This window comes from Pseudarthrobacter cremeus (assembly GCF_051857465.1).
Taxonomy (GTDB): Bacteria; Actinomycetota; Actinomycetes; order Actinomycetales; family Micrococcaceae; genus Arthrobacter.
Genome location: NZ_JBPZHC010000011.1, coordinates 127,681 through 152,468 on the forward strand (window position 1 = coordinate 127,681; position 24,788 = coordinate 152,468).

20 protein-coding genes are annotated in these 24,788 nt (G+C 66.1%); 11 read left to right on the plus strand and 9 right to left on the minus strand.

Going from position 1 to position 24,788, the window contains the following annotated elements; genetic code table 11:
- Position 1: 1 nt before the first annotated feature.
- The 4 genes from manA to ACS5PJ_RS18755 form a co-directional block, all read right to left on the minus strand.
- On the minus strand, positions 2-1,252 hold the full coding sequence (manA, locus tag ACS5PJ_RS18740) for a mannose-6-phosphate isomerase, class I (protein WP_439436370.1): 1,251 nt from the start codon (positions 1,250-1,252) through the stop codon (positions 2-4).
- 75 nt (positions 1,253-1,327) lie between these two features.
- A complete protein-coding gene (locus ACS5PJ_RS18745; RefSeq protein WP_439436371.1) occupies positions 1,328-3,010 on the minus strand; it encodes an LCP family protein in 1,683 nt (560 codons plus the stop codon).
- A gap of 12 nt (positions 3,011-3,022) precedes the next feature.
- Positions 3,023-3,610, minus strand: coding sequence for a 5-(carboxyamino)imidazole ribonucleotide mutase (gene purE / locus ACS5PJ_RS18750; protein WP_439436372.1), 588 nt, complete (start codon positions 3,608-3,610; stop codon positions 3,023-3,025).
- On the minus strand, positions 3,607-4,803 hold the full coding sequence (locus ACS5PJ_RS18755) for a 5-(carboxyamino)imidazole ribonucleotide synthase (protein ID WP_439436373.1): 1,197 nt from the start codon (positions 4,801-4,803) through the stop codon (positions 3,607-3,609). The genes purE and ACS5PJ_RS18755 overlap by 4 nt, the downstream gene beginning before the upstream one ends.
- Before the next feature lie 172 nt (positions 4,804-4,975).
- Between ACS5PJ_RS18755 and ACS5PJ_RS18760 the strand changes: the two genes are divergently transcribed.
- Positions 4,976-5,551 (plus strand): GtrA family protein, encoded by a 576-nt coding sequence (locus ACS5PJ_RS18760; RefSeq protein WP_439436374.1) that lies wholly within the window; start codon positions 4,976-4,978, stop codon positions 5,549-5,551.
- A 102-nt stretch (positions 5,552-5,653) separates the two neighbouring features.
- Here ACS5PJ_RS18760 and ACS5PJ_RS18765 read toward each other — a convergent pair whose 3' ends face one another.
- The gene (locus ACS5PJ_RS18765; RefSeq protein ID WP_439436375.1) at positions 5,654-6,352 is read right to left on the minus strand and encodes a TIGR03089 family protein; all 699 of its coding nucleotides are present in this window, start codon (positions 6,350-6,352) and stop codon (positions 5,654-5,656) included.
- A 412-nt stretch (positions 6,353-6,764) separates the two neighbouring features.
- Between ACS5PJ_RS18765 and ACS5PJ_RS18770 the strand changes: the two genes are divergently transcribed.
- The 3 genes from ACS5PJ_RS18770 to ACS5PJ_RS18780 are packed head-to-tail and all read left to right on the plus strand — an operon-like array spanning position 6,765 to position 12,329.
- Positions 6,765-7,304, plus strand: coding sequence for a WhiB family transcriptional regulator (locus ACS5PJ_RS18770; protein ID WP_439436376.1), 540 nt, complete (start codon positions 6,765-6,767; stop codon positions 7,302-7,304).
- An 11-nt stretch (positions 7,305-7,315) separates the two neighbouring features.
- A complete protein-coding gene (locus tag ACS5PJ_RS18775; RefSeq protein WP_439436377.1) occupies positions 7,316-10,675 on the plus strand; it encodes a glycosyltransferase family 2 protein in 3,360 nt (1,119 codons plus the stop codon).
- The gene (locus ACS5PJ_RS18780; RefSeq protein ID WP_439436378.1) at positions 10,668-12,329 is read left to right on the plus strand and encodes a DUF5719 family protein; all 1,662 of its coding nucleotides are present in this window, start codon (positions 10,668-10,670) and stop codon (positions 12,327-12,329) included. Before ACS5PJ_RS18775 ends, ACS5PJ_RS18780 begins: the two co-directional genes overlap by 8 nt.
- 36 nt (positions 12,330-12,365) lie before the next feature.
- Here ACS5PJ_RS18780 and ACS5PJ_RS18785 read toward each other — a convergent pair whose 3' ends face one another.
- On the minus strand, positions 12,366-12,881 hold the full coding sequence (locus ACS5PJ_RS18785) for a metallopeptidase family protein (protein WP_439436379.1): 516 nt from the start codon (positions 12,879-12,881) through the stop codon (positions 12,366-12,368).
- A gap of 119 nt (positions 12,882-13,000) precedes the next feature.
- Between ACS5PJ_RS18785 and ACS5PJ_RS18790 the strand changes: the two genes are divergently transcribed.
- The 4 genes from ACS5PJ_RS18790 (at position 13,001) to ACS5PJ_RS18805 (ending at position 16,594) form a co-directional block, all read left to right on the plus strand.
- On the plus strand, positions 13,001-13,390 hold the full coding sequence (locus ACS5PJ_RS18790; protein ID WP_439436380.1) for a DUF3499 domain-containing protein: 390 nt from the start codon (positions 13,001-13,003) through the stop codon (positions 13,388-13,390).
- A 79-nt stretch (positions 13,391-13,469) separates the two neighbouring features.
- On the plus strand, positions 13,470-13,706 hold the full coding sequence (locus ACS5PJ_RS18795) for a Trm112 family protein (protein ID WP_439436381.1): 237 nt from the start codon (positions 13,470-13,472) through the stop codon (positions 13,704-13,706).
- A 98-nt stretch (positions 13,707-13,804) separates the two neighbouring features.
- Complete coding sequence (gene ahcY / locus ACS5PJ_RS18800; RefSeq protein ID WP_439436382.1) at positions 13,805-15,292, plus strand: adenosylhomocysteinase; 1,488 nt, start codon at positions 13,805-13,807, stop codon at positions 15,290-15,292.
- 63 nt (positions 15,293-15,355) lie between these two features.
- The gene (locus ACS5PJ_RS18805; RefSeq protein ID WP_439436383.1) at positions 15,356-16,594 is read left to right on the plus strand and encodes a L,D-transpeptidase; all 1,239 of its coding nucleotides are present in this window, start codon (positions 15,356-15,358) and stop codon (positions 16,592-16,594) included.
- A gap of 77 nt (positions 16,595-16,671) precedes the next feature.
- On the opposite strand, the gene ACS5PJ_RS18810 is transcribed toward ACS5PJ_RS18805, so the two are convergent.
- Positions 16,672-17,472 carry an RDD family protein gene (locus ACS5PJ_RS18810; RefSeq protein ID WP_439436384.1) on the minus strand — a complete coding sequence of 267 codons (801 nt, stop codon included), beginning with the start codon at positions 17,470-17,472 and terminating at the stop codon, positions 16,672-16,674.
- Positions 17,473-17,578: 106 nt separating this feature from the next.
- Between ACS5PJ_RS18810 and ACS5PJ_RS18815 the strand changes: the two genes are divergently transcribed.
- Both ACS5PJ_RS18815 and ACS5PJ_RS18820 read left to right on the plus strand, forming a co-directional pair.
- Positions 17,579-18,571: a stage II sporulation protein M gene (locus ACS5PJ_RS18815; RefSeq protein ID WP_439436385.1), complete on the plus strand. Its 993-nt coding sequence runs from the start codon at positions 17,579-17,581 to the stop codon at positions 18,569-18,571.
- Positions 18,572-18,694: 123 nt separating this feature from the next.
- On the plus strand, positions 18,695-20,041 hold the full coding sequence (locus ACS5PJ_RS18820) for a TIGR01906 family membrane protein (RefSeq protein WP_439436386.1): 1,347 nt from the start codon (positions 18,695-18,697) through the stop codon (positions 20,039-20,041).
- Here the strand turns inward: ACS5PJ_RS18820 and ACS5PJ_RS18825 are convergent.
- Positions 20,032-21,861: an AMP-dependent synthetase/ligase gene (locus ACS5PJ_RS18825; RefSeq protein ID WP_439436421.1), complete on the minus strand. Its 1,830-nt coding sequence runs from the start codon at positions 21,859-21,861 to the stop codon at positions 20,032-20,034. The genes ACS5PJ_RS18820 and ACS5PJ_RS18825 overlap by 10 nt on opposite strands.
- Before the next feature lie 94 nt (positions 21,862-21,955).
- Positions 21,956-23,686, minus strand: a complete 1,731-nt coding sequence (locus ACS5PJ_RS18830) for a dolichyl-phosphate-mannose--protein mannosyltransferase (protein ID WP_439436387.1) — start codon at positions 23,684-23,686, stop codon at positions 21,956-21,958.
- A 151-nt stretch (positions 23,687-23,837) separates the two neighbouring features.
- Here ACS5PJ_RS18830 and rsmI point away from each other — a divergent pair, with 151 nt between their 5' ends.
- Positions 23,838-24,659: a 16S rRNA (cytidine(1402)-2'-O)-methyltransferase gene (gene rsmI, locus ACS5PJ_RS18835; RefSeq protein ID WP_439436422.1), complete on the plus strand. Its 822-nt coding sequence runs from the start codon at positions 23,838-23,840 to the stop codon at positions 24,657-24,659.
- Positions 24,660-24,788: the final 129 nt, after the last annotated feature.

Below are 24,788 nucleotides of genomic sequence, written 5' to 3' on the forward strand. Positions count from 1 at the left end.
GTCAGGCCTTCATGGACGTGGTCACGGCAAAAGCGACGGCCGGTTCGTCCGACCCTGCCACGGGGTGGACATTGACCGGAGCTTCCGACGCCGGCAGGAAGGCGCTGCCGCCCCGCGCCAGCTGCAGGTCCCCCTTGGGTGAGTCCAGGTAGATTGATCCTTGAACCACAATGACGACGGCGGCACCGGCCTGTGCCAGGGGAACCGGAGCCCCGCCGGGAGCCAGTTCGATCCGCTGAAGCTGGAACTCCCTGAACGGCGGCTGATAGAGCTCCTGGCCGAGACCGGAAATTTCAGGGGTGAGCATCGGCACGGACACCGGCTTGAACTCGACTGTGCGCAGGAGCTCGGGCACATCAATGAACTTCGGCGTCAGACCGCCGCGGAGCACGTTGTCGGAGGAGGCCATGACTTCCACGCCCATGCCATGCAGGTAGGCGTGGACGTTTCCCGCCGGAAGGTAGACGGCTTCGCCCGGGGCCAGGGAAATCCTGTTGAGCAGCAGCGAGATCAGGACGCCCGGATCGCCGGGGTACTTCTCGTTGAGGCTGACAACCGTGGACAGTTCGTTCTGGTAGGGCATCAGCGGCGCCCCCGAGACCAGCGCAGCCGCCACCATGGAGGTGGCATGTGAAACGGCCTCGCCTCCTGAAATCAGCCGCTCGAAGGCTTTCCGGAGGCCTGCTTCCTCGTTGGGGCCGCCCAGATCCTCCAGCAGTGCTGTGAGCAGGGGCGGGATTTCCGTTTCTGCCGGATCAAAGGCTGCCGCCAGGTGGCCCAGGATCTTGCGGGTCTCGGCTGGCGGCCGGAACCCGCACAATGCCTCGAACGGCGTGAGCGCGAAAATCATCTCCGGCTTGTGGTTGTCATCGCGGTAGTTGCGGTGGGACTCATCCAGCCCGACGCCTGCTGCGTTTTCGCGCGCGAAACCGGCTTTGGCTTGCTCAATGCTGGGGTGAACCTGGAGGGACAACGGCTGGGAAGCAGCAAGGATCTTGGTCAGGAACGGAAGCCGGGGGCCGAACTCGGCCACGGATTCGCTGCCCAGGAAATGCTCCGGATCTTCGGCGATCAGCTGATCCATCGGAATGTCGGAGCCATCCGGGCGGCGGACCAGGGAAGCGTCGCCCGGGTGGGCCCCGATCCAGAGTTCGGCTTCCGGGTTGCCGGACTCCGGGCGCCCCAGCAGGTCAGCGATGGCCGTGGTGGAGCCCCAGGCGTAATCGCGGAGGGCATTTTCAATTTCGTACACGGCTGGGATCCATTTCTTGGTCTTAAGGCCTACGGGCTTGCAGTCGGTTTCTCTCAGCGGAGCGGGCAGCGAACCTTACAGCGGGGCGCACTGGCCGTTGGTGGCCACCAGTTCACGGAGCGCCTGCTCGTCGCCTTCGCTCTTGAGCTGGTTCAGCAACTCCTCGGTGATCGGCTCGCCGTCGGGCGTTGTGGTGACGGGGGTGAAGTCCGACGGCGGCGCCGGACTCTGCTGGGCGGGGTTCCATCCCGCTGCCAGCGGGGCAGCGGCCGGCGGCAGGCCTGAGGCCTGCAGGCGTCCGCCCGCTGCGGATGCCTGGACCATCGAGTCGGCCTGCAGGCCGTCGGCCCGCGTTCCGCCCGTCCCTGCAGCAGCCTGGGGTCCCGACGCCGAGGCGAGCAGTTGGCTTACTTTGTCGTGGATGACGTCGAAGTCGGGAACGGTGGAGAACGATGCGTCAAAATCGGGTGGCCCGATGGTGAGCCGCTTGACGTCCTGGCCCTTGGCTTTCATGGCGAGGTCCACAAAACTTCCCAGCTGCGACGAGGAGATGTTCGAGTCCACCACCTTGGTGCCGGCCTTGACGATGTCCTCGAACTTGGCCAGGAGCGTGGCCGGATCCAGCTGCTTGAGCATGGCCTGCTGGACGCACTGCTGGCGGGCGATGCGGGCGTAGTCGTCGACGAATTCGCGCGAGCGGCCGTACCAGAGCGCGTGGAAGCCGTCCAGGGTATTGTCGCCGGCCGGGATCCAGCCCAGCGGCATGCCGTGGATGCCGCTGGCTTCGTCAATGGTCTCGCCGCTGATCGGGACCCAGCCGCCGGCTTTGATCCGGATGCCGCCCATGGCGTCAATGAGTTTCGCGAAGCCGTCCATGTCCACCAGGACGTACGCCTGGACCTTGATTCCGAGGGTGCCGGAAACCGCCTCCAGGGTGGCCCGCGCGCCGGGGTCTTCAACACCGGGATAGAGGTCCTTGTACTTATTGGTGACCTCGGTATTGACGGCGTTGATGAGGCACTCATCGCCGCAGTCGTAGCCGTCGGGGTAGATCTTCCGCATCGGGGAGTCCTCGCTGAACTGTGCGTTCTGGAGGTTGCGGGGGATGGAGATAATGGCGGACCGGCCGGTCTTGGCGTCAACGCTGATCACGGACAGGCTGTCAGGGCGCCGGCCGGTACGGTCGTCGCCGGCGTCGCCGCCCATCATCAGGAAGTTATAGCGTCCGTCCACAGGGTCGATCGCAGGCCCGGCGGAGAAGATGCTGCCAATCGCGTTCCGGCCAACGTTGAGCAGGTACGCCGCGTATGCCAGGCTGCCGCTGCTCAGGACCAGGGCAAGAACCAGGGCGATGACGACGGCGGGACGGGCTTTGGGAGCCAGCAGGACCGGGCGGATCAGCCGGAGGGTGTTGATGAACAGCAGCGCCCAACCCAGTGCGAGCGCTACGAGGACCAGGATGATGACGAGGGAGGCGAACTGGTTGGTGATGATGTTGATCAGCAGGGCCCGGTTCAGGACCAACAGCAGCACGGCGGCCAGCAACAGGGCCCAGACGACGAGGGTTACCCGCAGGGCGATGCGGCCGATCCGGCGGTCGCCGGCCACAATCTGGGCGCTGCCGGGCACCAGGAGGGTCATCAGGACCAGGACGAAGGCCCTTTTGGTCCGTACAGGCTCCGATGCCGCGGATGGATACCGCACAGGATCGGTCATGGACGTTCCGGCTGTTGGCTGCTGCAGTTCGCTTCTGGACATGTTCCGGATACCTTAGCTGCTGCCTCGGAGCAGACCATTGCCATCAGCGAAGACCTCACTGACTTTCTGGCGGAGATTGGCTCCCTTCCGGGTGGCGGCATCGTTCAGTTCCTGCGCGAAATCGAGGAGGTCGGCCCGGAGCGATGCAGCCAGCGTGTCCGTGCCTGCGGCCAAAATCCGGACGGCCAGGAGGCCGGCATTCCGTGCCCCCGCGATCGAAACGGTGGCCACCGGGACTCCGGCCGGCATCTGCACAATGGAGAGCAGGGAATCCATTCCGTCGAGGGTCTTCAGCGGCACCGGCACGCCAATGACAGGCAGGGGGGTAACGCTCGCCAGCATGCCAGGAAGGTGCGCAGCCCCGCCGGCACCGGCAATGATGACCCGCAACCCGCGCTCGTGGGCAGTCTGGCCGTAGCGGATCATTTCCGCAGGCATCCGGTGCGCGGAAACAACATCAGCTTCAAAAGGTATGCCGAACTCTGCCAGCGCATCGGCAGCGGCCTCCATGACGGGCCAATCCGAATCCGAACCCATCACAAGCCCGACGAGGGGACGGATGGCTGTGTCAGCCGTATTGGACGTGGCATCGGTGCTCATGCGGTCTCCTCGGAAATTCGTGCTGTTTCTTCGGCCGGCATCCGGCCGTCACGGATGATGGCAGCAACTCTGGTGGCGCGCTGCCGGACCGAGTCGACATCACCGGTGGAGGCACCCACCAGGTTGACATGGCCGATCTTTCGGCCGGGCCGCACCGACTTGCCGTAGCAGTGGACCTTGGCTGCAGGTTCGCTGGCGAGGGCGGCCGGGAAAGCGGAGAACAGGTCCTGGTTCTCGCCACCGAGGAAGTTCTTCATCACCACCACCGGGCCCAGCACGTCCGTGGCGCCGAGCGGAAGGTCCAGGACGGCACGCAGGTGCTGTTCAAACTGGCTGGTGACTGAACCGTCCTGGGTCCAGTGGCCGGTGTTGTGGGGCCGCATGGCCAGTTCGTTAATGAGGAAGCCTGCCCCGCTTCCGGGTGTTTCAAAGAGTTCCACGGCCATGACTCCGGTCACTCCGAGCTCACCGGCGATTCGCAGTGCCGCGTCCTCGGCCGCAGCGGCGACATCGATAGGGATAGCCAGGGCCGGGGCTATGACTTCGTCGCATACGCCGTCCACCTGGATCGTGTGTACTACGGGCCATGCCCGGGATTCCCCGCTTGGTGTGCGTGCCACCAGAGCGGACAACTCACGGCTGAAGTCCACCTTCGCTTCGGCGAGCAGCGGGCTCATGGCTTCGAACCATCCTGCAGCTTCGGCGGCGTCCTCTGCGGAGTCAATAATCCGCACACCCTTGCCGTCATAGCCGCCGCGGGGCATCTTCAGGACCACCGGCCAGCCAATCAGGTCGCCGAATTCAACCAGTGCGGCCACATCCTGAACCGCAGCCCATCGCGGATTCGGCAAACCCATGTTGTCGATGGCGGCCCTCATCACCAGCTTGTCCTGTGCGTTCACCAGGGCGTCGGGGCTGGGCTGGACGTTCACCCCGGCTGCCAGAAGCGCGCGGAGGTGGTCACTGGGGACGTGCTCGTGGTCAAACGTCATGACATCCAGGCCGTCCGCGAAGTCGAGCAGCGTCTGCAGGTCCTTGTAGTCACCCACCGGTGAAGTGGATACGGCAGAGACCGCCGAAACGTCCTCGGCCTCAGCGAGGACACGGAGCTCAAAGCCGAGGGCTGTGGCGGCGGGGGCCATCATGCGCGCGAGTTGGCCGCCGCCAACCACGCCGATTACTGGAAAAGTCACATATGCCAGCCTACAGAAAAGCTCAACGGATCCCGGCTTTCGGACCTCGAGGGGGCCGGATTTCAGGTAATCCTTCCCCCGCTTCTCCCGTCGGGTGGGGCCGGTACCCGAATTTCGGGGCTAAAATGGACCTCTGGCCGTGTGGCCCACAATCGGACGGCCTTGGAGGGTCATGCTTAGCTCACTTGCAGATCGAATACGGGGACTGGCCTCGCTCTTCTGGCGCGAGGTGGCCAAATTCGGTGCCGTCGGCGGTGTGGCCTTCGTCATTGACTCGGCGGTCTTCATCTGGCTGTTCACCGGTCCGATGCACAACAGCGAGGTGTGGGCCAAGGCCTGGGCCACAGTTGTGGCCAGCATCTTCTCCTGGGTTGCCAACCGGTATTGGACGTTCCGGCACCGCAAACAAGCCAACGTTGCCCGCGAGGCAGCGCTTTTTGCCGTGATGAACATAGTGGGCCTCCTGATCGCCTCGGGCTGCGTCTGGTTCGCCAAATACATTCTTGACCTGAACGACAAGCCATCGCTCTTCATCGCGGGCAGCGTCGTAGGCCTTGTCCTCGGCACCATCTTCAGGTTCTTCGCCTACCGTTTCTGGGTCTTCAACGAAGAGCTGGACCAGGAACCGGAGTTCTCGCACGACCACGAACTCATCGAGGCGCACCACCACGGCAAAGCCCCTGCTGCGGTAGCCACCAAGCCCGGCGAGCTGGCCGACGAGGAAGCCGAAAGCCCCCACCAGCCCTAGTGGGATTGCAGCCCTGGCGGGATTGCCAGGCCTGGAAGGATTGCGTGGCCCTAACGCCGCGGCTTCAGGCCTGCGAAGGTGACCACTACCGGCCTTCGGCCGCTATTCGCCGTGGACGCGCTCCGCAGCCAGCAGCTTGTCCGTCAGCTCCACGTCCGGATGGACCAGCACCACTGAGCCGCCGTTGTCCCAGGCTCCAAGCGAGTCTGCCAAGGCGGGTTCCAAACCTTTGGCGGCATGGACCAACAGCCGGACGCCGTCCTCGTGCGGGGAGGCGAATCCGGTAACAAGGTCTTCGTGGAGGTGCCGCCGGCCGTCGCGGCCCTGCACGGCGACGGCGTCCGCCGAAGGGTCGCTGTGGGGCATAAAGACATCTCCATGCATGCGGACTTCGGAGGCGAAGTCGATCACCCCGGCAGGGAGTTCTCCCGGCCACCGCATGGCCAGGGCCGGCAGCGCGACGGCGATGACGGCGTCGTGCTTTCCCGGGACCTTTCCCGGGTCATCGGTCACCAGCAGGTCCGCGTCGCCCCCGTCAAGGACGGTCTCCATGCCCAGCTGCCACGCGGCAAGTGCCCAGATGAGTGACTTCCAGTGCGCCGGGAGCGAAAGGCTGATCCGCATTCCGGGCTCGGCATCCAGCTCGTCCTGCAGGAGGTTGCTCGTCTTTGCCACCCAGTTGTCCAGGACCCTGCCCGAGAGTTCCACCCGCTCCGAGTCCGGTCCGTACCAGGTGAGGCGGGGTGAGGTGGCGTGGCCGGAGCGCAGGGATGTCATCAGTTCGATAGCCGGAATGCTCATGGCTACATCTTGCCACGCACACGTCTTGGGGCCTCCCGGCGGAAAGCCCGGATTTTCCTGTGGCCCAGGGCCCTTTGTGCGACCGCCGTGACGTGTGATCTTCATCACCTTGATTTGTCACCTCATTTGTCTTATCGAAGGCTTGCCTGTATTTTCTCCGGTAATTCAAGGGAATCGGGCACTTCGGGGCGCAGGCGGCCACCGTAACCGTGCGGCGCGCCCGGCGGTTAAAAAATTCCCGGGCGTGGCGTGCCGGTGGTTGGCGAGGAAAGTTGATTATTATCCCGTCCACGGCTTGACGCGCCTGTAGTTACACACGTGTAATTAGATAACTAAGGCCACTGCGTAAATACAGGCACACAACCGAGTGCCCAGGGATCCAGGCAGAGGCTGCAACTTTCAGGAGGGTCGCATGGGGCAAGCAGAGCGCATCCAAGAAAATGTTGTCGTCGCCGGTGAGGCGACGGCCAAATACCGTTCACGCGGCGTGCCGAGCGACTGGTACGTGGATCCCGCCGATCCTGACGCGGCGGACCGTTATAACCGCAATGCAAGCGATTCCCGCCAGGACCAGGCCACGGCCTTCCTCGCGGCGCATGAAGCACTCCTCGACGGCGGCCAGGGACAGGACGATGACGACCTGGACCCCCCGATGGAGTTGCGCACAGCAGACACCACCACCCAGCCGGTATGGATCGGCCTGCCGTTCCGGCAGGACTTTGACGACGAGGGCGAACTCGGCTGGCAGACGGATGCGCTGTGCGCGCAGACGGATCCGGAGGCTTTTTTCCCGGAGAAGGGCGGCTCCACCCGTGACGCCAAGAAGGTCTGCGGCGCCTGCAATGTGCGCTCACAATGCCTTGAATACGCACTGGCGAATGACGAACGGTTTGGCATTTGGGGAGGCCTTTCCGAGCGCGAGCGCCGGCGGCTAAGGAAGCGGGCGGTCTAATTCTTAAGGAAGTGCATGTCACTGCCGTTGTGGTATCCCACAACGGCAGTGCCTATCTCCCCAGGACCCTGGCTGCCCTCGCGGGACAGACCCGGCCCGCCGACTCTCTCATGGGAGTGGACACCGGATCGCGCGACGACTCCGCAGCGCTCCTTCAACAGGCTTTGGGCGCAGCCAACGTGACCAGCTTTCCGCACGGCAAGAGCGGGATGGGAGGCGCTGTCCGCGCCGGCCTCACCACCCTCTCGCCTTGGGACGGTTCGCCCGAGCGTGCCGCAACGGAGTGGATCTGGCTGCTTCATGACGATTCAGCACCGGCTCCGGAGGCGCTGGCGGAACTGCTTGGTGCAGTGGAACGTGCGCCCTCCGTGACAGTGGCAGGCTGCAAGCAGCTGGACTGGCACGCCGGGCGCCGGCTCATCGACGTCGGGCTTTCCACCAGCCGCTGGGCCGAGCGCCTGACCCTCATCGATGCCGATGAGCTCGATCAGGGACAGTACAACGGCCGCACCGACACTTTCGCGGTGAACTCGGCCGGCATGCTGGTGCGCCGGGACATCTGGGAGCACTTAGGAGGATTCGACCCCGCCCTGCCCGGCACCGGCGATGACGTCGACTTCTGCTGGCGCAACCGGCTGGCCGGGCACCGCGTAGTGGTGGTCCCCACGGCCAGGATGTTCCACGTTGCGCACCGCCCCCACGGCCAGGGCAACCCTTCGGCAGCCCGTAAAGCCCAGGTCCATCTCCGCCTCAAGCACGCCCCGCTCTGGAAAGTCCCGTTCCACGCCGTCGGGGCGCTCCTGGGCAGCATCTTCAAACTCGTGCTCAGCATCGCGGTCAAGGACCCGGGCCATGGTTTCTCCCAGCTCGTGGCCACCTTCGCCGCCCTTGCCAGGCCACGGGCGGTAGCCAAGGCGCGCCGGACGGCAGCCCGGACCCGGCGGATCCGGCGCTCGGTGATCCAGAAGCTGCAGACTCCCAGGCGGGAGGTCTGGAACCACCGCCGGTCCCTGATGGAAGCCCTCGGCGCTGACAACTCGACACCGGACGGCCTCGTCGAAGATCCCCTCGCGAACCAGCCCACCGGGGACTCCGCCGATGACTTCGCTGCGCTGACCACCAGCGAACGCGGCTGGGTAGGGACAGGCGCACTCGCAGCGGTCATCATCGCCTCCGCCGCCTCCCTCCTTGCCCTCAGCGGATTGTTCCGGGCCCAGGCCGTCTCCGGAGGCGGCCTCATACCCGTGTCCTCAACCCTGGGCGAAATCTGGCACCACGCGTCCAGTTGGTGGATCAGCCTGGGCGCCGGCCTCCCCGGCAGGGGGGACCCCTTCGGCTACGTGCTGTGGATTCTCGGCGTGCTGGGCGGGGGAGACGCCAATGCGGCGATGGGCTGGCTGCTGCTGCTGGCCGCACCGCTGTCCGGACTGACGGCATGGTTCGCCGCAGGCGCCCTGACTACCCGGCGCCGGGTCCGCTTTGTGGCTGCCCTGTTCTGGGCCGCCGCTCCGGCGTTGCACGTTGCCCTGAACCAGGGCCGGGCAGGGGCCCTGGTAGCCCATCTCATGATCCCCTTGCTCGTCCTGGCACTGCTGCGCGCCACCGGTTCCGCGGTGGGCCACGGCCGGTTTGTGGTTCCGGCGCCCGGCGAGCGGCGGTTCACGGAGAAACCGCCGGCCCGGCCCGGAATCAACGGGATGCCGTCCTGGACCGCTGCTGCGGCGGCGGGCTTGGCGCTGGCTGTGGTGGCCGCGTCGGCTCCTTCCCTGCTGATCCCGGCTGCAGCCATCATTGTGCTCTGCGGGCTGATGCTCGGCCGCCGCGGCCGAACGGTCTGGTGGGCGCTGTTGCCCAGTGCAGCGCTTTTCATTCCCTATGGACTCTCAGTCATCGACAGGCCACGCGCGTTGCTCGCCGATCCTGGCGTCCCGTTGGGTTTTGAAGCAGCTCCCTTATGGCAGCAGTTTCTGGGGCAACCGTTGGCTTTCGCTCCGGCAGGCGGGCTGTACGGCCTTCCTTTCTTCAGCGGCCAGGCGGTTCCGTGGGCACTTCTGCTGGCGATGCTGGTAGCTGTCCCCGTCCTGCTGCTTGCCGTCGCGGCGCTTTTCCTGCCGGGCAAGAGAACCCGGAAGGCCCGGGTACTCTGGGCCGCGGCACTGATCATCCTGACTGGTTCCTGGCTGGCAGGACACGTCGCCACCGCGGCCAACGCCGACACCCTGGTAACCCCGTTTACCGGCCCCGCTGTTTCCGCCGCCGGGTTCGCACTGCTCGGTGCTGCGCTTATCGGCGCTGAGCGCTTGCTTGACGCGGCGGACGCCGCAGACGTGGCGAAGGCACCCAGCACCAGGCGCACGGTGGCTTTGCGATCTGCAACAGCCCTTGCCATGGTGGTGCTGCTGGCCGGCCCGCTGGCCGGGATGGCGGTGTGGTCGGCGCAGAACATGCTCCGGTCCGCTGCCGCCGTGCCACTGACGGAGGTCCCTGCCGGCCCGGCGCTGGGAACAGCCCGGCTGGTGGAAGCCGGCAGCGCGCGGACCCTCCCCGCCACTGCAATTGACCGCGGCACCGGCCCCGAGCAGACACGCACGCTGCTGATCAGCACGGGGGAGAACGGCACCTTTGATGCCGCCCTGATGCGCGGAGCGGGGACCACCCTGGACAGCCTGTCGGCCATCGCCGCAGCACGGAACATCATGGGTGCGCCAGGCCGGGAGACCCTCAGGGAGGATGACGACGTCACCGCCTCCATCCGCAGCGTCGTGGCCACCCTGGTGGCCGGACAGGGCGTGGATCCCAGGCCGGAACTCGAGCGGCTCGGGGCAGGGTTCGTGGTCCTGCGGTCGGCCGACACCGCAGCCCAGCTCACGGCCAGCAGGATGGACGCCGTGCCCGGCCTGGTTGCCGTGGGGCAGACGGACGTCGGCTGGCTGTGGCGCATCACTCCACTGAACCAGCCCACGCTCCAGCCGGCTGATGTTGCCCACCGCGTCAGGATCGTGGACGCGGGCGGTGCAACCGTGGCGTTGGTGCCCTCCAGGTACGACGACGTCGACACCGCCGTCGCCGAAGGACCGGAAGGACGGCTGGTGGTGCTGGCAGAACGGGCCGACCCGGGCTGGAGTGCCTGGTTTGACGGCCGAAGGCTCACCTCCACCGCCTCCGGCTCCGCGCAGGCCTTCACCTTGCCCGCGTCAGCCGGTCAGCTGACCATCCGGTACGACGTCCCCTGGGCGCTGTGGACCGCGATCGGGCAGATCACGGTGATCGGGCTCACCGTGATGCTCGCCGTCCCGATGCCCGCCCGCCGGCCCAACACGGGCCTGTCCCGGGACGAGGGATCTTTGCGTAAGGAACACCAGAATGCATAACGACGCCCGCACCGCCGATGCTGCCCCGGCAGACGCGACACCGGCGGATGACACGGTCGAACCGCCACGTCCCCCGGCCGGCCGGATTCCGCGACGGGAGACGCTGGCCGGACTGGCCTCGGCCTTACTGATAGTGGCCGCGGCCGGCGGGATATTGGCTGCCGGGTCGATCGCGCCGCAGCCAGTGGGCAGCCGGAGCATCCCGGCCGCGCTGGCGGCTGTTCCGGCCGGGGCAAGCCTGGGCGTGTGTCCCGGGCCTGCCCGGCTCCTCGAGGGGACCGAGGCGGGAACAGACCCCCAGTTCAGCCCGGAATCTGCCACAGCCAAAAGCGCTGTCACCGGAGCTGTGCTGAGCGCCCCCGGCGGCGTCCTGCCGGCAAGCCGGTTGTCCGCACTTGGCGGGGCCACCGCCGTCGAAATCGCCAAAGGCGGAGGGCGGCCCGGCGAAGGCACCGGTCCCCAGGACCTGGTCGCGGGAGTGCTGGCCGGACACAAGGTGGAAGCCCCCACAGTCCTGGGAGCTGACGCCTCGGCGGGCCTCAAGCCCTCAGCCGCAGGAGCCCTGAAGTTTACGGCCACCGACGGGGACCTCCAAGGGTCCGCCGCCGCCAACTGCCAGGCGCCGGCCAACGATCTCTGGCTCGCCGGTGCCAGCACCACAGTGGGCCGCACATCAGTCCTTGTCCTCAGCAATCCCTCCAGCACGCCTGCCACGGTCAGCCTTGAGCTCTACGGCAGCGCCGGCCAGATCCAGGCCCCGGGCAGCAGGGGCCTCCTCGTGGCACCGGGAACTACCCGCACCGTTGTCCTGGCCGGACTTGCTCCAGGCGAGAAACACCTCAGCGTCCACGTCCGCAGCGCCGGCGGTCCGGTTGCAGCAGCCATCCAACAGAGCGTCCTCCGGGGACTGACCCCCGGCGGCGTCGACTTCATCGCGCCCGGCGCCGCTCCCGCTGCCCGGCAGGTCATGACCGGGGTGGATATCCAGGACGCCGCCGGAATCGCCGCCGTCACCAGGAAAGGCGGTTTCGACGACGCCGGCCCAACACTTTCCCTCACGGTCCCGGGTTCTGCGGACGCTGTGGTGGAGGTCAAACTCTTCGGCCGCGACGGACAGAAGGCCCTCCCGGGCGGAGGGGTTGTCACGGCAAAAGCCGGTGCCGTCACCGAGATGACGTTGGCCGGGGTCCCTGCCGGCCACTACACGGTGTCCACCAGTTCGGATGTCTCATTCGTGGCTGCGGTCCGGGTTACCCGCGGCCTCACGGCCGAGCGGCCCGCGGACGTAGCGTGGGCCGCCTCCGGCGTCAGACTGGGAAGCCAGCATGTGGTCCCTGTGCCACAGGGCGGGGACCGCACCCTGGTATTCGGGGTCCTGGAGAACCGGGCGACGATTTCCTATACGCCCATTACCGCCGACGGCAAGATCCGGGCCGCCGCGACTGCCGACGTCGCAGGCGGAACCACCACGTCCATTAAGGTTCCGGAGAAATTGGACGAATCGGCGGTGGTCGGATACCTCGTCTCGGCTTCGGGCGACGCCGCCTACGGTGCGTTGCTCCTGCAGCAGGAGGGCAGGGAAGACATTTCCACCCTGGCCTTCATGCCGGCAGCCACCGGTCAGGAAAAGGTGCCGGTCACCCTCGGGTACTGACCGGTTCCGGGGGGAAACCTGGCGGAAGTGCCCGGGTCAGTACCGGCGTCGGTAGACCGGATCCAGCGTCTCGGGCGCCACCCCGAGCATTTCGGCCGTGTGTTCAACGACGACGTCGTGAACCAGGTCCTGAAGTTCCTCCCGGCTGGCGCAACCCTGTTCCACCACCCGGCGGTAGAGGGTGATCACCGGGCCTTCCTCTGCCGTGGCCGGAGTGTACGCGCCCATGGGCGGCGGCGCGGAGTCGGCGACCAGCTGTTCAAGCTGCGGCGGAATTTCATCCACCGCAAACCGGACGCCGTCAAGGGTTTTGCCCCAGATATCGTGGAGCCGCTGGGCGGAATCGAGCACCATGTCATCAAAACGGTCGGACCGGGTGCGGTAACCGGGATGCGTGGGCAGGATCAATTCCCCGCGAAGACCGCGGCCATGGCGGTTCCGGCGTCGCATCGCGAAGCCCCGGCCCGGCGAGCCCATACCCGTTTCTCCCTTGCGGACATCCGGGTCAGCCAACCGGACCGTAAAAGCTGAATCATGGTTCGATGACTGCATACATTGACTCTAAACCCGGCCGCAGATTTCCGCGACACATACCGCGCTTCCGGCCCGGGCGCGGCGACAGCACGCCAAATACGCCGAACGGCGGGGCATAGCGAGTAGTCTGGGATGTCGTGGGAGCTATCCGTCAATGTTCGAGGTCAGCCTGCCGTCAGTCAGCGGTGGCGACTTTGACGTACGTCTATGCCGACTCCACCGCAGTCCTCGGTCCGCTCGCCACGTACGCCGAACCGCATTGTTACGATTTGTGCGAGCAGCATGCCGGCTCGCTGACTGTTCCACGCGGCTGGGAGGTACTGAGGCTGGCCATGCCAACAAGCCCGCAGCAGCCCGGCCCGGACGACCTCCTGGCACTTGCAAATGCGGTCCGCGAAGCAGCAGCGCTGCCACCGAAATCCCAGTCCACGCAAACCCAGCGGTCTTCGCATTCTGCGCTGGAAGCGCCGGCGGGTGCAGAGGGCACCCGGCGGGGGCATCTGCGCGTCCTGCGCGAACCGTCCTGACACCCATCTGGCGGTAGGCTGGAATCTGCTAATCTGTCAGCCACCGGCGCGAACGCGCCCCTTTCGGGAGCATCAACCCATGCCAAAGATCAGTCCTGAACTGTTGTCCGTCCTGCGGTGTCCCGTCACCGGATCGCCTTTGGTCCAGGAAGGGGACGAGCTGGTCACGACGGCGACGGGGGATTCCGGCGCGAAGCTGCGATACCCGATTGAGGACGGCATCCCGCTTCTGCTGCCGCCGGAACTTCTTCAGGCCGCCGGCGCGGCAGGCTCGGACCAGCATGATTCCCAGCACAGCGCCGCCGGAACCGTGTAAGCCGTTCCACCACCCCCTCCACGCAAACCCCTCCACTGACGCAACCCCCGCGGGCGCTTCAACGCCGGCGCCGCGATCGGACACAGCAAAGGAATCCCATGACACTTGACTACAAGGTTGCCGACATCTCGCTGGCCGAGGCCGGCCGCCACCAGATCCGCCTGGCTGAGCACGAGATGCCGGGACTGATGTCACTCCGCGAGGAGTTCGGAGCCACGCAGCCGCTCAAGGGCGCCCGGATCGCCGGTTCCCTGCACATGACGGTCCAGACCGCCGTGCTGATCGAGACCCTCACGGCGCTCGGCGCCGAGGTCCGCTGGGCCTCCTGCAACATTTTTTCCACGCAGGACGAAGCAGCCGCAGCGGTCGTCGTCGGCCAGGGGACAGTCGAGGACCCGCAGGGAGTTCCCGTATTCGCCTGGAAGGGCGAAACCCTCGAAGAATACTGGTGGACTGCGCAGCAGATCCTGGTCTGGCCCGGAGCGGACGCTGATCCTGACCTTGGCCCGAACATGATCCTGGACGACGGCGGTGACGCCACCATGCTGGTCCACAAGGGCGTTGAGTTCGAGGCCCTGGGTGCCGTGCCGGCCGCAGCCGAAGACGAGTCCGAGGAAGGCAGGATCTTCCTTGACGTGCTCCGTGCCTCCCTGCAGGAGGACCCCAAGAGGTGGACCCGGATCGGATCCAGCCTGCGGGGTGTCACTGAGGAGACCACCACCGGCGTGCACCGCCTCTACCAGCTGGCCGAGCAGGGCAAGCTGCTTTTCCCGGCCATCAACGTCAACGACTCGGTCACCAAGAGCAAATTCGACAACAAGTACGGCATCCGCCACTCACTGCCGGACGGCATCAACCGCGCCACAGACGTCCTGATGGGCGGCAAGGTCGCCGTCGTCTGCGGTTATGGCGACGTCGGCAAAGGAGCAGCGGAGGCCTTCCGCGGCCAGGGCTCACGCGTGATCGTCACCGAAATCGACCCCATCTGCGCCCTCCAGGCAGCCATGGACGGCTACCAGGTCGCGAAGCTGGAATCGGTCCTCAGCGAAGGCCACATTTTCATCACCACCACCGGCAACAAGGACGTCATCATGGCCGAGCACATGGCCGGCATGCGTGACAAGGCCATTGTGGGCAACATCGGCCACTTCGACAACGAGATCGATATGGCCGGACTGGCCCGCATCCCCGGTATCAAGAAAGTGGAGATCAAGCCCCAGGTCCACGAATGGGTCTTCGAGGCGGATTCAGCCACTGGAAAGGGCAGCCGATCCATCATCGTGCTTTCGGAAGGCCGCCTGCTGAACCTGGGCAACGCCACAGGCCACCCCTCCTTCGTGATGAGCAACTCCTTCGCCAACCAGACGATCGCCCAGATCGAGCTGTGGACCAAGCGGGACCAGGCCGACGGCGAACGTGAGTACGCCAACCAGGTGTACGTCCTGCCCAAGATCCTGGACGAGAAGGTGGCCCGCCTCCACCTCGACGCGCTCGATGTTGAACTGACCGAACTGTCCAAGGACCAGGCTGAATACCTGGGCCTGGACGCCGCCGGTCCGTACAAGCCTGAGCACTATCGTTACTGACGTGTGACGCCCCGGGTGCGGACCGTGCCCGGGTTTGTTACCGCCAAGGATTAAGATCGGACTATGGAGCCTGACCTAAAGCCACGCCGCCGGGGGACCGCCAAAAAGATACTCTTGGTGGCGGTCCTCTGCGTCCTTGCGGCCACCGGTGGAGTCTTTGCCGCCGTGGCGCCCGGGTTCGCAGGCGCTGGCCTTGAGTCGGAAGCAGGCTCCGCGGTCCGTTCGGCGCCGGGGGTTGCCTCGCCAGTCGTCGCCCCGGTGAAGCTCGAGGTCACCCCTGCCGGGGGAGCCAAACAAGTGAACCCGGCCGCGCCGGTTTCACTCAAAGTGGGCAACGGCAGGATCGAAAGCGTCACCCTGACCAGCACCTCAGGGGAAGCAGTCCAGGGAACTTTTGCCACGGACGGGAGCGGCTGGTCCGCGTCCGGCCCACTGAAGTTCAATACCGAGTACAGCTACACGTACGTGGTCACGGACGGGGTGGGCCGCGAAACCAGCACCACCCAGTCATTCAATACCGTCTCCAGCACCCATGAGGCCGACGCTGCGATTTACCCGCTGGACGGGATGAAGGTAGGTGTGGGCCAGCCCCTTCAGATCATTTTCAGCGAACCGGTGGTCAACCGGGCTGCCGTGGAAAAGGCCATCAAGGTCACCTCCAGTGCCGGCCAGGCGGGAGCCTTCCACTGGTTCAGCGACACGATGGTCCGGTACCGTCCCGAAGCCTTCTGGGCTGCCAACTCCACGGTCACCATGGATATGCAGCTCTTTGGCGTGGACCTCGGCAACGGCCAGATCGCGAACTTCAACAAGAAGGTCAAGGTCAACTTCGGCGACAAAAAGGTGGCCATCGCCGACGCTGCCGCCCACACCTTCACCCTCAGCGTCAACGACCAGGTGGTCAAAACCCTCCCCGTCAGCATGGGCGATCAGCGCTTCCCGTCAGCCCGCGGTTACGCCGTGCTCATGGAAAAGAACCGCTACGACCACTTCCGGGCCGCCAGCATCGGCCTCAAGCCGGGAGATCCCGCCTACTACGGCGAAGTGGACGTGGAATACTCCATCCGCCTGACCCTGAGCGGAGCGTACATCCACCAGGCGCTGGAATCCGCCTACCCCTATATCGGCAACACCAACGTCTCCCACGGCTGTATCGGATTCGCCCCCGACGGCGCCGCCTGGGTCTTCGACAACATGACCACCGGGGACGTGGTGCAGATCGTTAACACCGAGGGTGACTATGCCGCGCTCGACGACGGGTACGGGGACTGGAACATCCCCTGGGCCGAGTACGACAACTAGTACGAACGTTTCACGGCCCAGGGATTGATCGCTCCGGGACTGAACGCCCGGGGACTGAACGCTCGGGGACTGAACGCTCAGGGACCGAACGGCAACCGGTCCAGCCGCTCGGCTGTTGCTGAATTGCGGCGCCGGGCCTGCTGGAGCTTGGAATATTCGCGGTGACGCCGTTCGGCAATGACGGCGGCCAGATACAGCTCGGGACTGGTTCCCGGCGGCGGCGGTGGAGCCACGTGCCCTGCCAGTTCCGTGGCGATTGACCGGGCCATCCCGGCGGCCGACAGCGGTGACATACGGCCCGCCTGCCGGATGAACTGGGTGGCCCGCCTGGCGGTTGCATCGGGTATCCGTCCAATGTCCGCGGCCTGGGCCCAGCCTTGGAGCTGAGGGGGAACATCCACGCGGACTATGGCCTCAACGGGCACCCGTCGTCGGAGTGCATACGTGCCGGCGAGGATGTCGCCCAGCCGCTTTGACCGGCCGTTGAAGAGCGCCACGCCGATCGCCAGGCCGCCCAAGGTCAAGTAGATTTCCAGGAACCCCGTCAACCCGCGGATGACGGCGTGACGGAACCGGATGGCGCCGCCGTCGTCGCGGACCACGCGCAGGCCCGCTGCCAGCTTGCCGAGGGAGAGGCCGCGGGTGACCGTCTCTATGGCGACTGGAAGAATGACGAAACAGAAGACGATGCCCAGCAGCGACAGCGCCCGGACCGCCGCGTCGTCAAGATCCTGCGCGGCCGCTGTGATGCCGAGCAGGATCAGGACGAGCAGCACAACGTTGACCAGCACATCCAGCACCAGGCCCAACGCACGGGCGGCAAACGATGCGGGCCGGAGTTCCAGGACAACGGCCTCGCCCGTGATTATTGAGCTCAAGCTGTGTCCCGTCCTCGCTGTAGATCCTGCATTGACGCTGCCTTTGTCCCTGCGGGTGCCCGCCATCCACCGGACGCTCATAGTCTAAGGCGGCTAGGCTGTTGCCGTGGATATGGATGCCTTCTCGGCCGTCAACGGCGACAAATGGTCAAGGCTGCACGAACTTGCGCACAAAAGGCGGCTCAGCGGGGAGGAAGCCGACGAACTGTTGAGGCTCTACCAGGCCACCTCGTCCCACCTGTCCTTCATCCGCTCTGTTGCCCCGGAGGGTGGCCTGTCAGCGTCCCTGTCCGCCACCCTGGTCCAGGCCAGGACCCGCTTCACCGGTGCCCGTTCAAACTTCATGGCCGACCTGGCCCGCTTCTTTGTCGCCGCCCTTCCCGCAGCCCTCTACCGCCTGCGGTGGCTGACTGTGGCGTGTGGTGCCGCATTCGTGTTGGTCGCCGCCGCGTACGCGTTGTGGATCGGGACCTCGCCGGAGGCTTTGCGGGCGGTGGCCTCGGACGCCGCGGTCAGGCAGTACGTCGAGTCGGATTTCATCGACTACTACTCCGAAAACCCCGCTGCATCATTCGCCGGAGCAGTCTGGACCAACAATGCCTGGATCAGTGCCCAGGCCGTAGCTCTGGGCATTACGGGCATCTGGGTGCCGATGATCCTGTTCACCAACGCCCAGGGTGTGGGGATCGCCGCGGGAATCTTTGCCGCCGTGGGCAAGCAGGACGTCTTTTACAGTTACATCCTGCCCCACGGACTGATGGAACTGACGGCCGTCTTTATTGCCGGTGCAGCGGGGCTCAGGATTTTCTGGGCCATGGTGTCACCCGGTCCACGGACCCGGGGACGCGCCGTGGCCAACGAAGGCAGGTCCCTGGTCACCGTTGCCCTGGGCCTGGTGGTGGTGCTGTTCGTCTCGGGCCTGGTGGAGGGTTTTGTGACACCCAGCCCCCTGCCGGTGTGGGCAAAGATCGGCATCGGGGCCGCCGTCCTGGCTGCGTACTGGGTCTACGTTCTGGTCTGGGGCCGGCGCGCCTATCACGCCGGCGAACGGGGCGATCTGTTGGCGGGCGACGCCGGCTACACGGAAATCGCGGCCTGATTCGGGCGCGTCCGGGGTGGCACCTCGCTCTCCCGGAGCAGCGGACGGTAGGCTCAAGAACAGATACATGGCGCTGCCCGGACCAGAGCCGGCAACGCTAACCCCGACGGAAGTGACGCTGCTGTGAATGACAATTCGCCGACCCCTGCCAAACGCTCGGAGCCGCAGCCGGATCCGGATCTGGATGCGTCGTCTGACTCGGACGAGCCCGCTTTTGCCTGGATGACAGGATCGGGCTCCGATAGCCCCGACGCATCAGGCACGGAAGGGTCCAGCCCCAACGCCGCCAGCCCCAACGCCGCCAACGCGAACGCCTCCAACCCCAACGCATCGAACCCCGGCGGCGTCCACGCCGGGCAGGCCGCCGCGCAGCCCGAAAGCCGCGCCGACCGTAAAGCGGCCGAAGCCGCCGTCGAACATTCCGCCGTCGATCCCTCCGCCAGTGAAGGATCTTCAGCCGATGAATCCGGTCCGGAGCCTTCCGGCAAGGCTTCAGCCGGCCGGAAAGCCACCGGCCCGGACAGTGCCGGGCGCGAAACAGCGGGCCACAATGCGTCCCACATGGGCGCTTCCCCCGCGTCAGGCCGCAAGGACGCCGGGGTGTTCAGCGAACCCCTTCCCACGTCCGCCCTGCAGGTCCGTCCCCCGCAGGACGAGGTGGAGCGCCGTAACGCCGAGCGTGAAAGCGCCGCCAACGCCAAACCGGTACCTCCGCGCGTATGGCAGGTCCTGCTGGCCATCTTCTACCCCGTGATCCTGCTGGTGCTGGCCGTCCGGGCCGTCACCAGTCCTCTGTTTCTCTGGGTGGAGTACAACAGGCCCGGGTTCCCCGGAGACGGGTACGGTTTCAGCGCCGACGACAGGATGACATACGGCTCCTACACCGTTGACTACCTCAGCAACTGGGCGGGCCCGCGCTACCTGGGCGACCTGGTCAACCGCAGCGGCGCGGACCTCTTCAAGGACGGCGAAGTCAGCCACATGGCCGACGTCAAGCTGGTGATCCTCTCCGCCTTCGGTGCGGGCCTGCTCCTGATCCTGCTCAGTCTCGTAGGCATCGCCTACCTCCGGCGGCGCAGCAACGGGGGAGTGCGGCGCGGGCTGTTTGCAGGTTCCATCATCGCGTTGGTGATCATCCTGGGACTCGGGGCGCTGGCGGTGCTCGGCTGGCAGCAGTTCTTCACCGAGTTCCACCGCCTGTTCTTTGCCGGCGGCACCTGGACCTTTGCCCTGGAGGACACTCTCATCCGGCTGTTCCCGGGCCAGTTCTGGATTGACGCGGGAATTGTTATCGCCGGACTGGTCTTCCTCGTTTCATTGGTGACCCTGATCCTCACCTGGCCGACGCGTCGGCGCCGCGGCCTGGTCAAGGACAAAGGTGTCAACGATCAACAGGCCGTCGATGATGAACATGCTGCCCATGACCGAAATGCTGCCAAGGTTCAGCAGGCCGGCGCCGCTCAGGCATAAAGGGCGGCAATCTCCGTTTCAAATTCACGGACGACGACGGCCCTCTTGAGTTTGAGGGACGGCGTCAGGTGGCCGGATTCTTCGGTGAACTCCGCCGGCAGTAAGGTGAAGGCCCGGATGGATTCTGCCTTGGACACCGAAGCGTTGGCCTGGTCCACAGCTGCTTGGACGGCCGCCCGGATCCGGGCGTCCGTGACCGCCTCGCGGACCGAAAATGCCGGCAGGCCGTTTTCCGAGCACCAGTTTTCCAGCCCTGACGGATCGAGACTGACGAGGGCGGCAACAAAAGGCCGGCCATCGCCCACCACCACAGCGTGTCCCACGAGCTGGTGGGCCCGGATCCTTTCCTCCAGCGGCCCGGGCGCGACGTTCTTCCCTGCCGCGGTCACCAGGATGTCCTTCTTGCGGCCGGTGATTTTCAGGAAGCCGTCAGCGTCCAGCTCGCCGATGTCACCGGTGCGGAAGAAGCCGTCCACAAACGCCTCCTCGTTGGCAGCCTGGTTGGCGTGGTATCCCTTGAACACGCCGATCCCCTTGACCAGCACTTCGCCGTCCCCGGCCACGCGGATGGTGGTACCCGGCAGCGGAATGCCGACCGTGCCCACCTTTGTCCGCGCAGGTGTGTTGGCAGTGCACGGCGCGGTGGTCTCCGTCAGTCCGTAGCCCTCTAGCACCGGGATGCCTACGCCACGGAAGAAATGCGCGTCCTCCGGAGCGAGGGGGCTGGCCCCGGACACCATATAGCCAAGCCGGCCGCCAAAGACCTGCCGCAGTTTTGGATACACCAGCCGGTCGAACAGGGCGTGCCGCATCCTTGAAGAAAGGCCCGGGCCACTGCCCACGCCGCGTGCCGCGTTGTCCTGCTCGGTGGAGTAGCGGATGGCAGCGGCCGAGGCAGCCCTGAAGATCCTCGATTTTCCGGTCATGGCCGCGTGATGGCTGGCGCTGGCACGGACCTTTTCGAAAATCCGGGGCACCGCCAGCAGAAACGTGGGTTTGAAGGTCGCCAGATCCTCCACCAGGGCAGCAGGACTTCCGACATGGCCCAGCGTGGCACCGGCATGGAGGCATACCACCTGGACAGCGCGGGCAAGCACATGGGCCAGGGGCAGGAACATCAGGGTGCGTGCGTTCTCCTGCTTCAGGAGCTCCGGCAGGAAGTCCGTTACGTTCGCGGCCACGAGCGCAAAGTTTCCGTGCGTGATCTCGCAGCCCTTGGGATGCCCGGTGGTGCCGGAGGTGTAGACCAGCGAGGCGACGTCGTCCAGTCCGGCGGCGGCGCGGTGCCTCTCCAGTTCCGCGTCGGTGACTCCCATGCCGGCAGCCGAAAGGCTCGCGAGATCGGGGGCTTCGCCGTCGTAGTCCATCCTGACCACGCTGACCAGCCGGTCCCTGAGACGGTCGGAAGTCTCCAGGACCCGGGCGATCATGGCTGCTTTGCCGCGGTCTTCGGCGAAGACGCGGCGGGCGCCGGCGTCGTGCAATATCCACTCCACCTGGGTGGGGGAGGACGTTTCGTAGACGGGAACCGTCACGCCGCCGGCGAACCAGATCGCGAAGTCCACGAGCGTCCACTCGTAGCGTGTCGCAGACATCACAGCCACACTGTCACCTGGCTCCAGGCCGCCGGCGATCAGTCCCTTGGCCAGGGCGCAGACATCATGCAGGAATTTCTGAGCCGGGATGTCCGTCCAGCCGGTGTCGGTTTTGCAGGCGTAGAGGGCGTGGCCGCCGTTGGTGGCCGCCTGCCGGAGCAGGAGATCGGTGACATTGCTGTCCGGCTCAAGCTCCACCATGAGCTTTGTGCTTGCTTCCCGCACGGGTGTCTCCGTTCCGCTGCCTACCGCCGGCGCGCTTGCCTTGACCCGCATCATGGCACACGGCTGCGTCGTCACGATCTGATGCAATCCTGCCCTAGATCCAGGACGGCATCCACATTCTGTAGCGCCATTCCTGGTACGGGATGGTCTCCGCGGCCCACACCGGGTAGAAGAAGGCCGAAAGCAGTATTGCTCCGGCGACGAAAAGCGCCACCAGATAGAGGCCCGAGCGCCGGCGCCAGAGCGGGTCGGTGTCCCGGCCCAGCACCAGGCCCAGGCAATAGACCAGGGCGAGCACCAGGAAGGGTTCAAAGGACACCGCGTAGAAGAAGAACATGGTGCGCTCCGGGTACATGAACCACGGAAGGTAGCCAGCGCCCACCCCCGCCAGGACCGCCCCGGCCCGCCAGTCACGGCGTCCGGCCCACCAGAAAAGCACCACCACCAGTGCGATGGCAGCGCTCCACCAGATCATCGGATTTCCAACCGAAAGGATGGCAGAGGCGCAGTTGGGCACGTCGCACCCAGGGGTCCCCTGCTCCGGCTTCTGGTAAAAGAACGACGTCGGCCTGCCCATGACCAGCCAGCTCCAGGCGCTTGCCTCGTACGGGTGTTCGGAACCCAGGCCCTGATGGAACCTATAGGCCTCAAGGTGGTAATGCGCCAGCGAACGCACCGCATCCGGAAGCCAACCCCATTCAGCTGAGGGGTTGGCTTCCGCCCAGTGCCGGTAATAGGCGTTGTCAGACCGGAACCAGCCCGTCCACGTTGCCGCGTACACCAGGGCGGCGACCGGAACCATGGACGCGAAGGCGGCCAGCCCGTCCTTGATGATGCCGCCGCTGGCCCAGCCGCGTATGCCGGCGACGCGCCGGGCATTGAGGTCCCACAGGACGGAGAGGGCGCCGAAGGCGGCGAGGAAGAAAAGGCCTGACCATTTGGTGCCGACGGCAAGGCCGAGGCACACGCCCGCGGCAATCCGCCACCAGCGGATGCCCAGCCAGGGCCCGGCCAGCAGCTGCCCTGCGGAGGGGCGGCCGTTCGCGGCAGCCGCCGCCAGCCTTCCGATCCGGGCGGCGAGGCGCCGTCGTCCGTCGTCCCGGTCCAGCAGCAAAGCCCCAAAGGCCGCCAGGACCCAGAACATGAGGAAGACGTCCAGGAGGGAGGTCCGCGACATCACCAGGTGGTGGCCGTCAACGGCGAGCAGCAGCCCCGCGGCAGCGGCCAGCGGCAGCGAGCGGAAGAGCTTCAGCGCAATCAGCGACAGCAGCAGGATGGAAACCGTACCTGTCAGTGCGGCGGCGAACCGCCAGCCAAACGGGTTATCGGGCCCGAAAAGCCACATGCCCCCGGCGATCATCCATTTGCCCACCGGAGGATGGACCACGTATTCGGGCGTCTCCAGGATCACCGTCGGGTTGCCGGCATTGAAGGAATCGTTCGCCTTGTCCGGCCAGCTTCGCTCGTAGCCGCTGATCAGGAACGAGTACGCGTCCTTGACGTAGTACGTTTCATCGAAGACGAGGCTGGGGGGCGTGTCCAGCCGGACAAAGCGGAGGATGCCACCAATCACGGCCGTGAGGATGGGGACCAGCCAGAACCAGAGCCTCAGCGACGGCGGGTAATCCCGCCAGTTGCGGAAGCTGCCGATCAGGCGCTCCCGGAGGGCCTCGGCGGAATGGGCCTCTGCCGGCCGCCTGATCCAGGAACGGCCTGACGGGGGAGCGCCGGCCCTGGCCTCCCCTGGGGAGCCTGGAACTGCTGCCGGCTGATTGCCTTGCCCGGCCTCGGCAGGCCGCATGGAGGTCTGCGTCACCTGCCCCATGCTACCTTTTGCCGCCTGTGAAGCCTGCCAGCAGTAGGCTGGGGGAGTGGACCCTAACCCCAGCACCTCTGCCGATTCCCGCCTTGAAGACCCATCCGTTGCCGATACAGATGAGCCCGTCGCGGCTCCGGCCACTCCAGGGCCCGGCCGGATCATCCTCGCGGCAACGCCCATCGGCAACACAGGAGACGCTTCAGCCCGCCTGATCGGCCTGCTGGGCACGGCCGACATTGTGGCGGCCGAGGACACCAGGCGGCTGCACCGCCTGGTCCAGAGCCTCGGGGTCACCATCGAGGGGCGCGTCATCAGTTACCACGAGCACAATGAGGCCACCAAGACCGCCGAGCTGCTGGAGCAGGTACGGGCCGGCAAGACCCTGGTCATGGTTACCGATGCGGGGATGCCTTCAGTGTCGGACCCCGGCTTCCGGCTGGTGGAAGGGGCCGTGGCAGCAGGCCTCACGGTGACGGCTGTCCCCGGGCCATCCGCCGTCCTGACCGCTTTGGCCCTGTCCGGCCTCCCCACGGACCGTTTTTGCTTTGAAGGCTTCCTCCCCCGGAAAGCGGGTGAACGGGCCTCACGGCTTGCCGACCTTTCCGCAGAGCGCCGCACCATGGTGTTCTTCGAGGCCCCGCACCGCCTGGAATCGATGCTGCGGGCGCTGAGGGAACGGTTCGGAGCGGAGCGTCGGATTGCTGTGTGCCGCGAACTGACCAAAACCTACGAGGAAGTCATCCGCGGCACCGTGGGGGACCTGCTGCTGTGGGCGGAAAGCAATGAGGTCCGCGGTGAGATCGCGGTGGTGCTCGGTGGCGCCCCCGAACAGGCCCCGGGAACGCCGGAAGACCACGTGGCGGCCGTCAACGAGTTGGTGTCCCAGGGAATACGGCTCAAGGAAGCGGTGGCCGCCGTTGCCGAGGACGTCCGCGTGAGCAAGCGGGAGCTCTATTCAGCAGTCCTCGCGGCACGCTGACCTTTCCGCTGACCCTGCGGAGACCGGGTCAGCGTCGTCTGTGCAGTCGCACAACGCTGCCCGCACTCTGCAGTGCTTCCTGGCGTAGACCCTCCCGCCGTCGCAGCAGTAGTCTGGCAGTAATTCAGC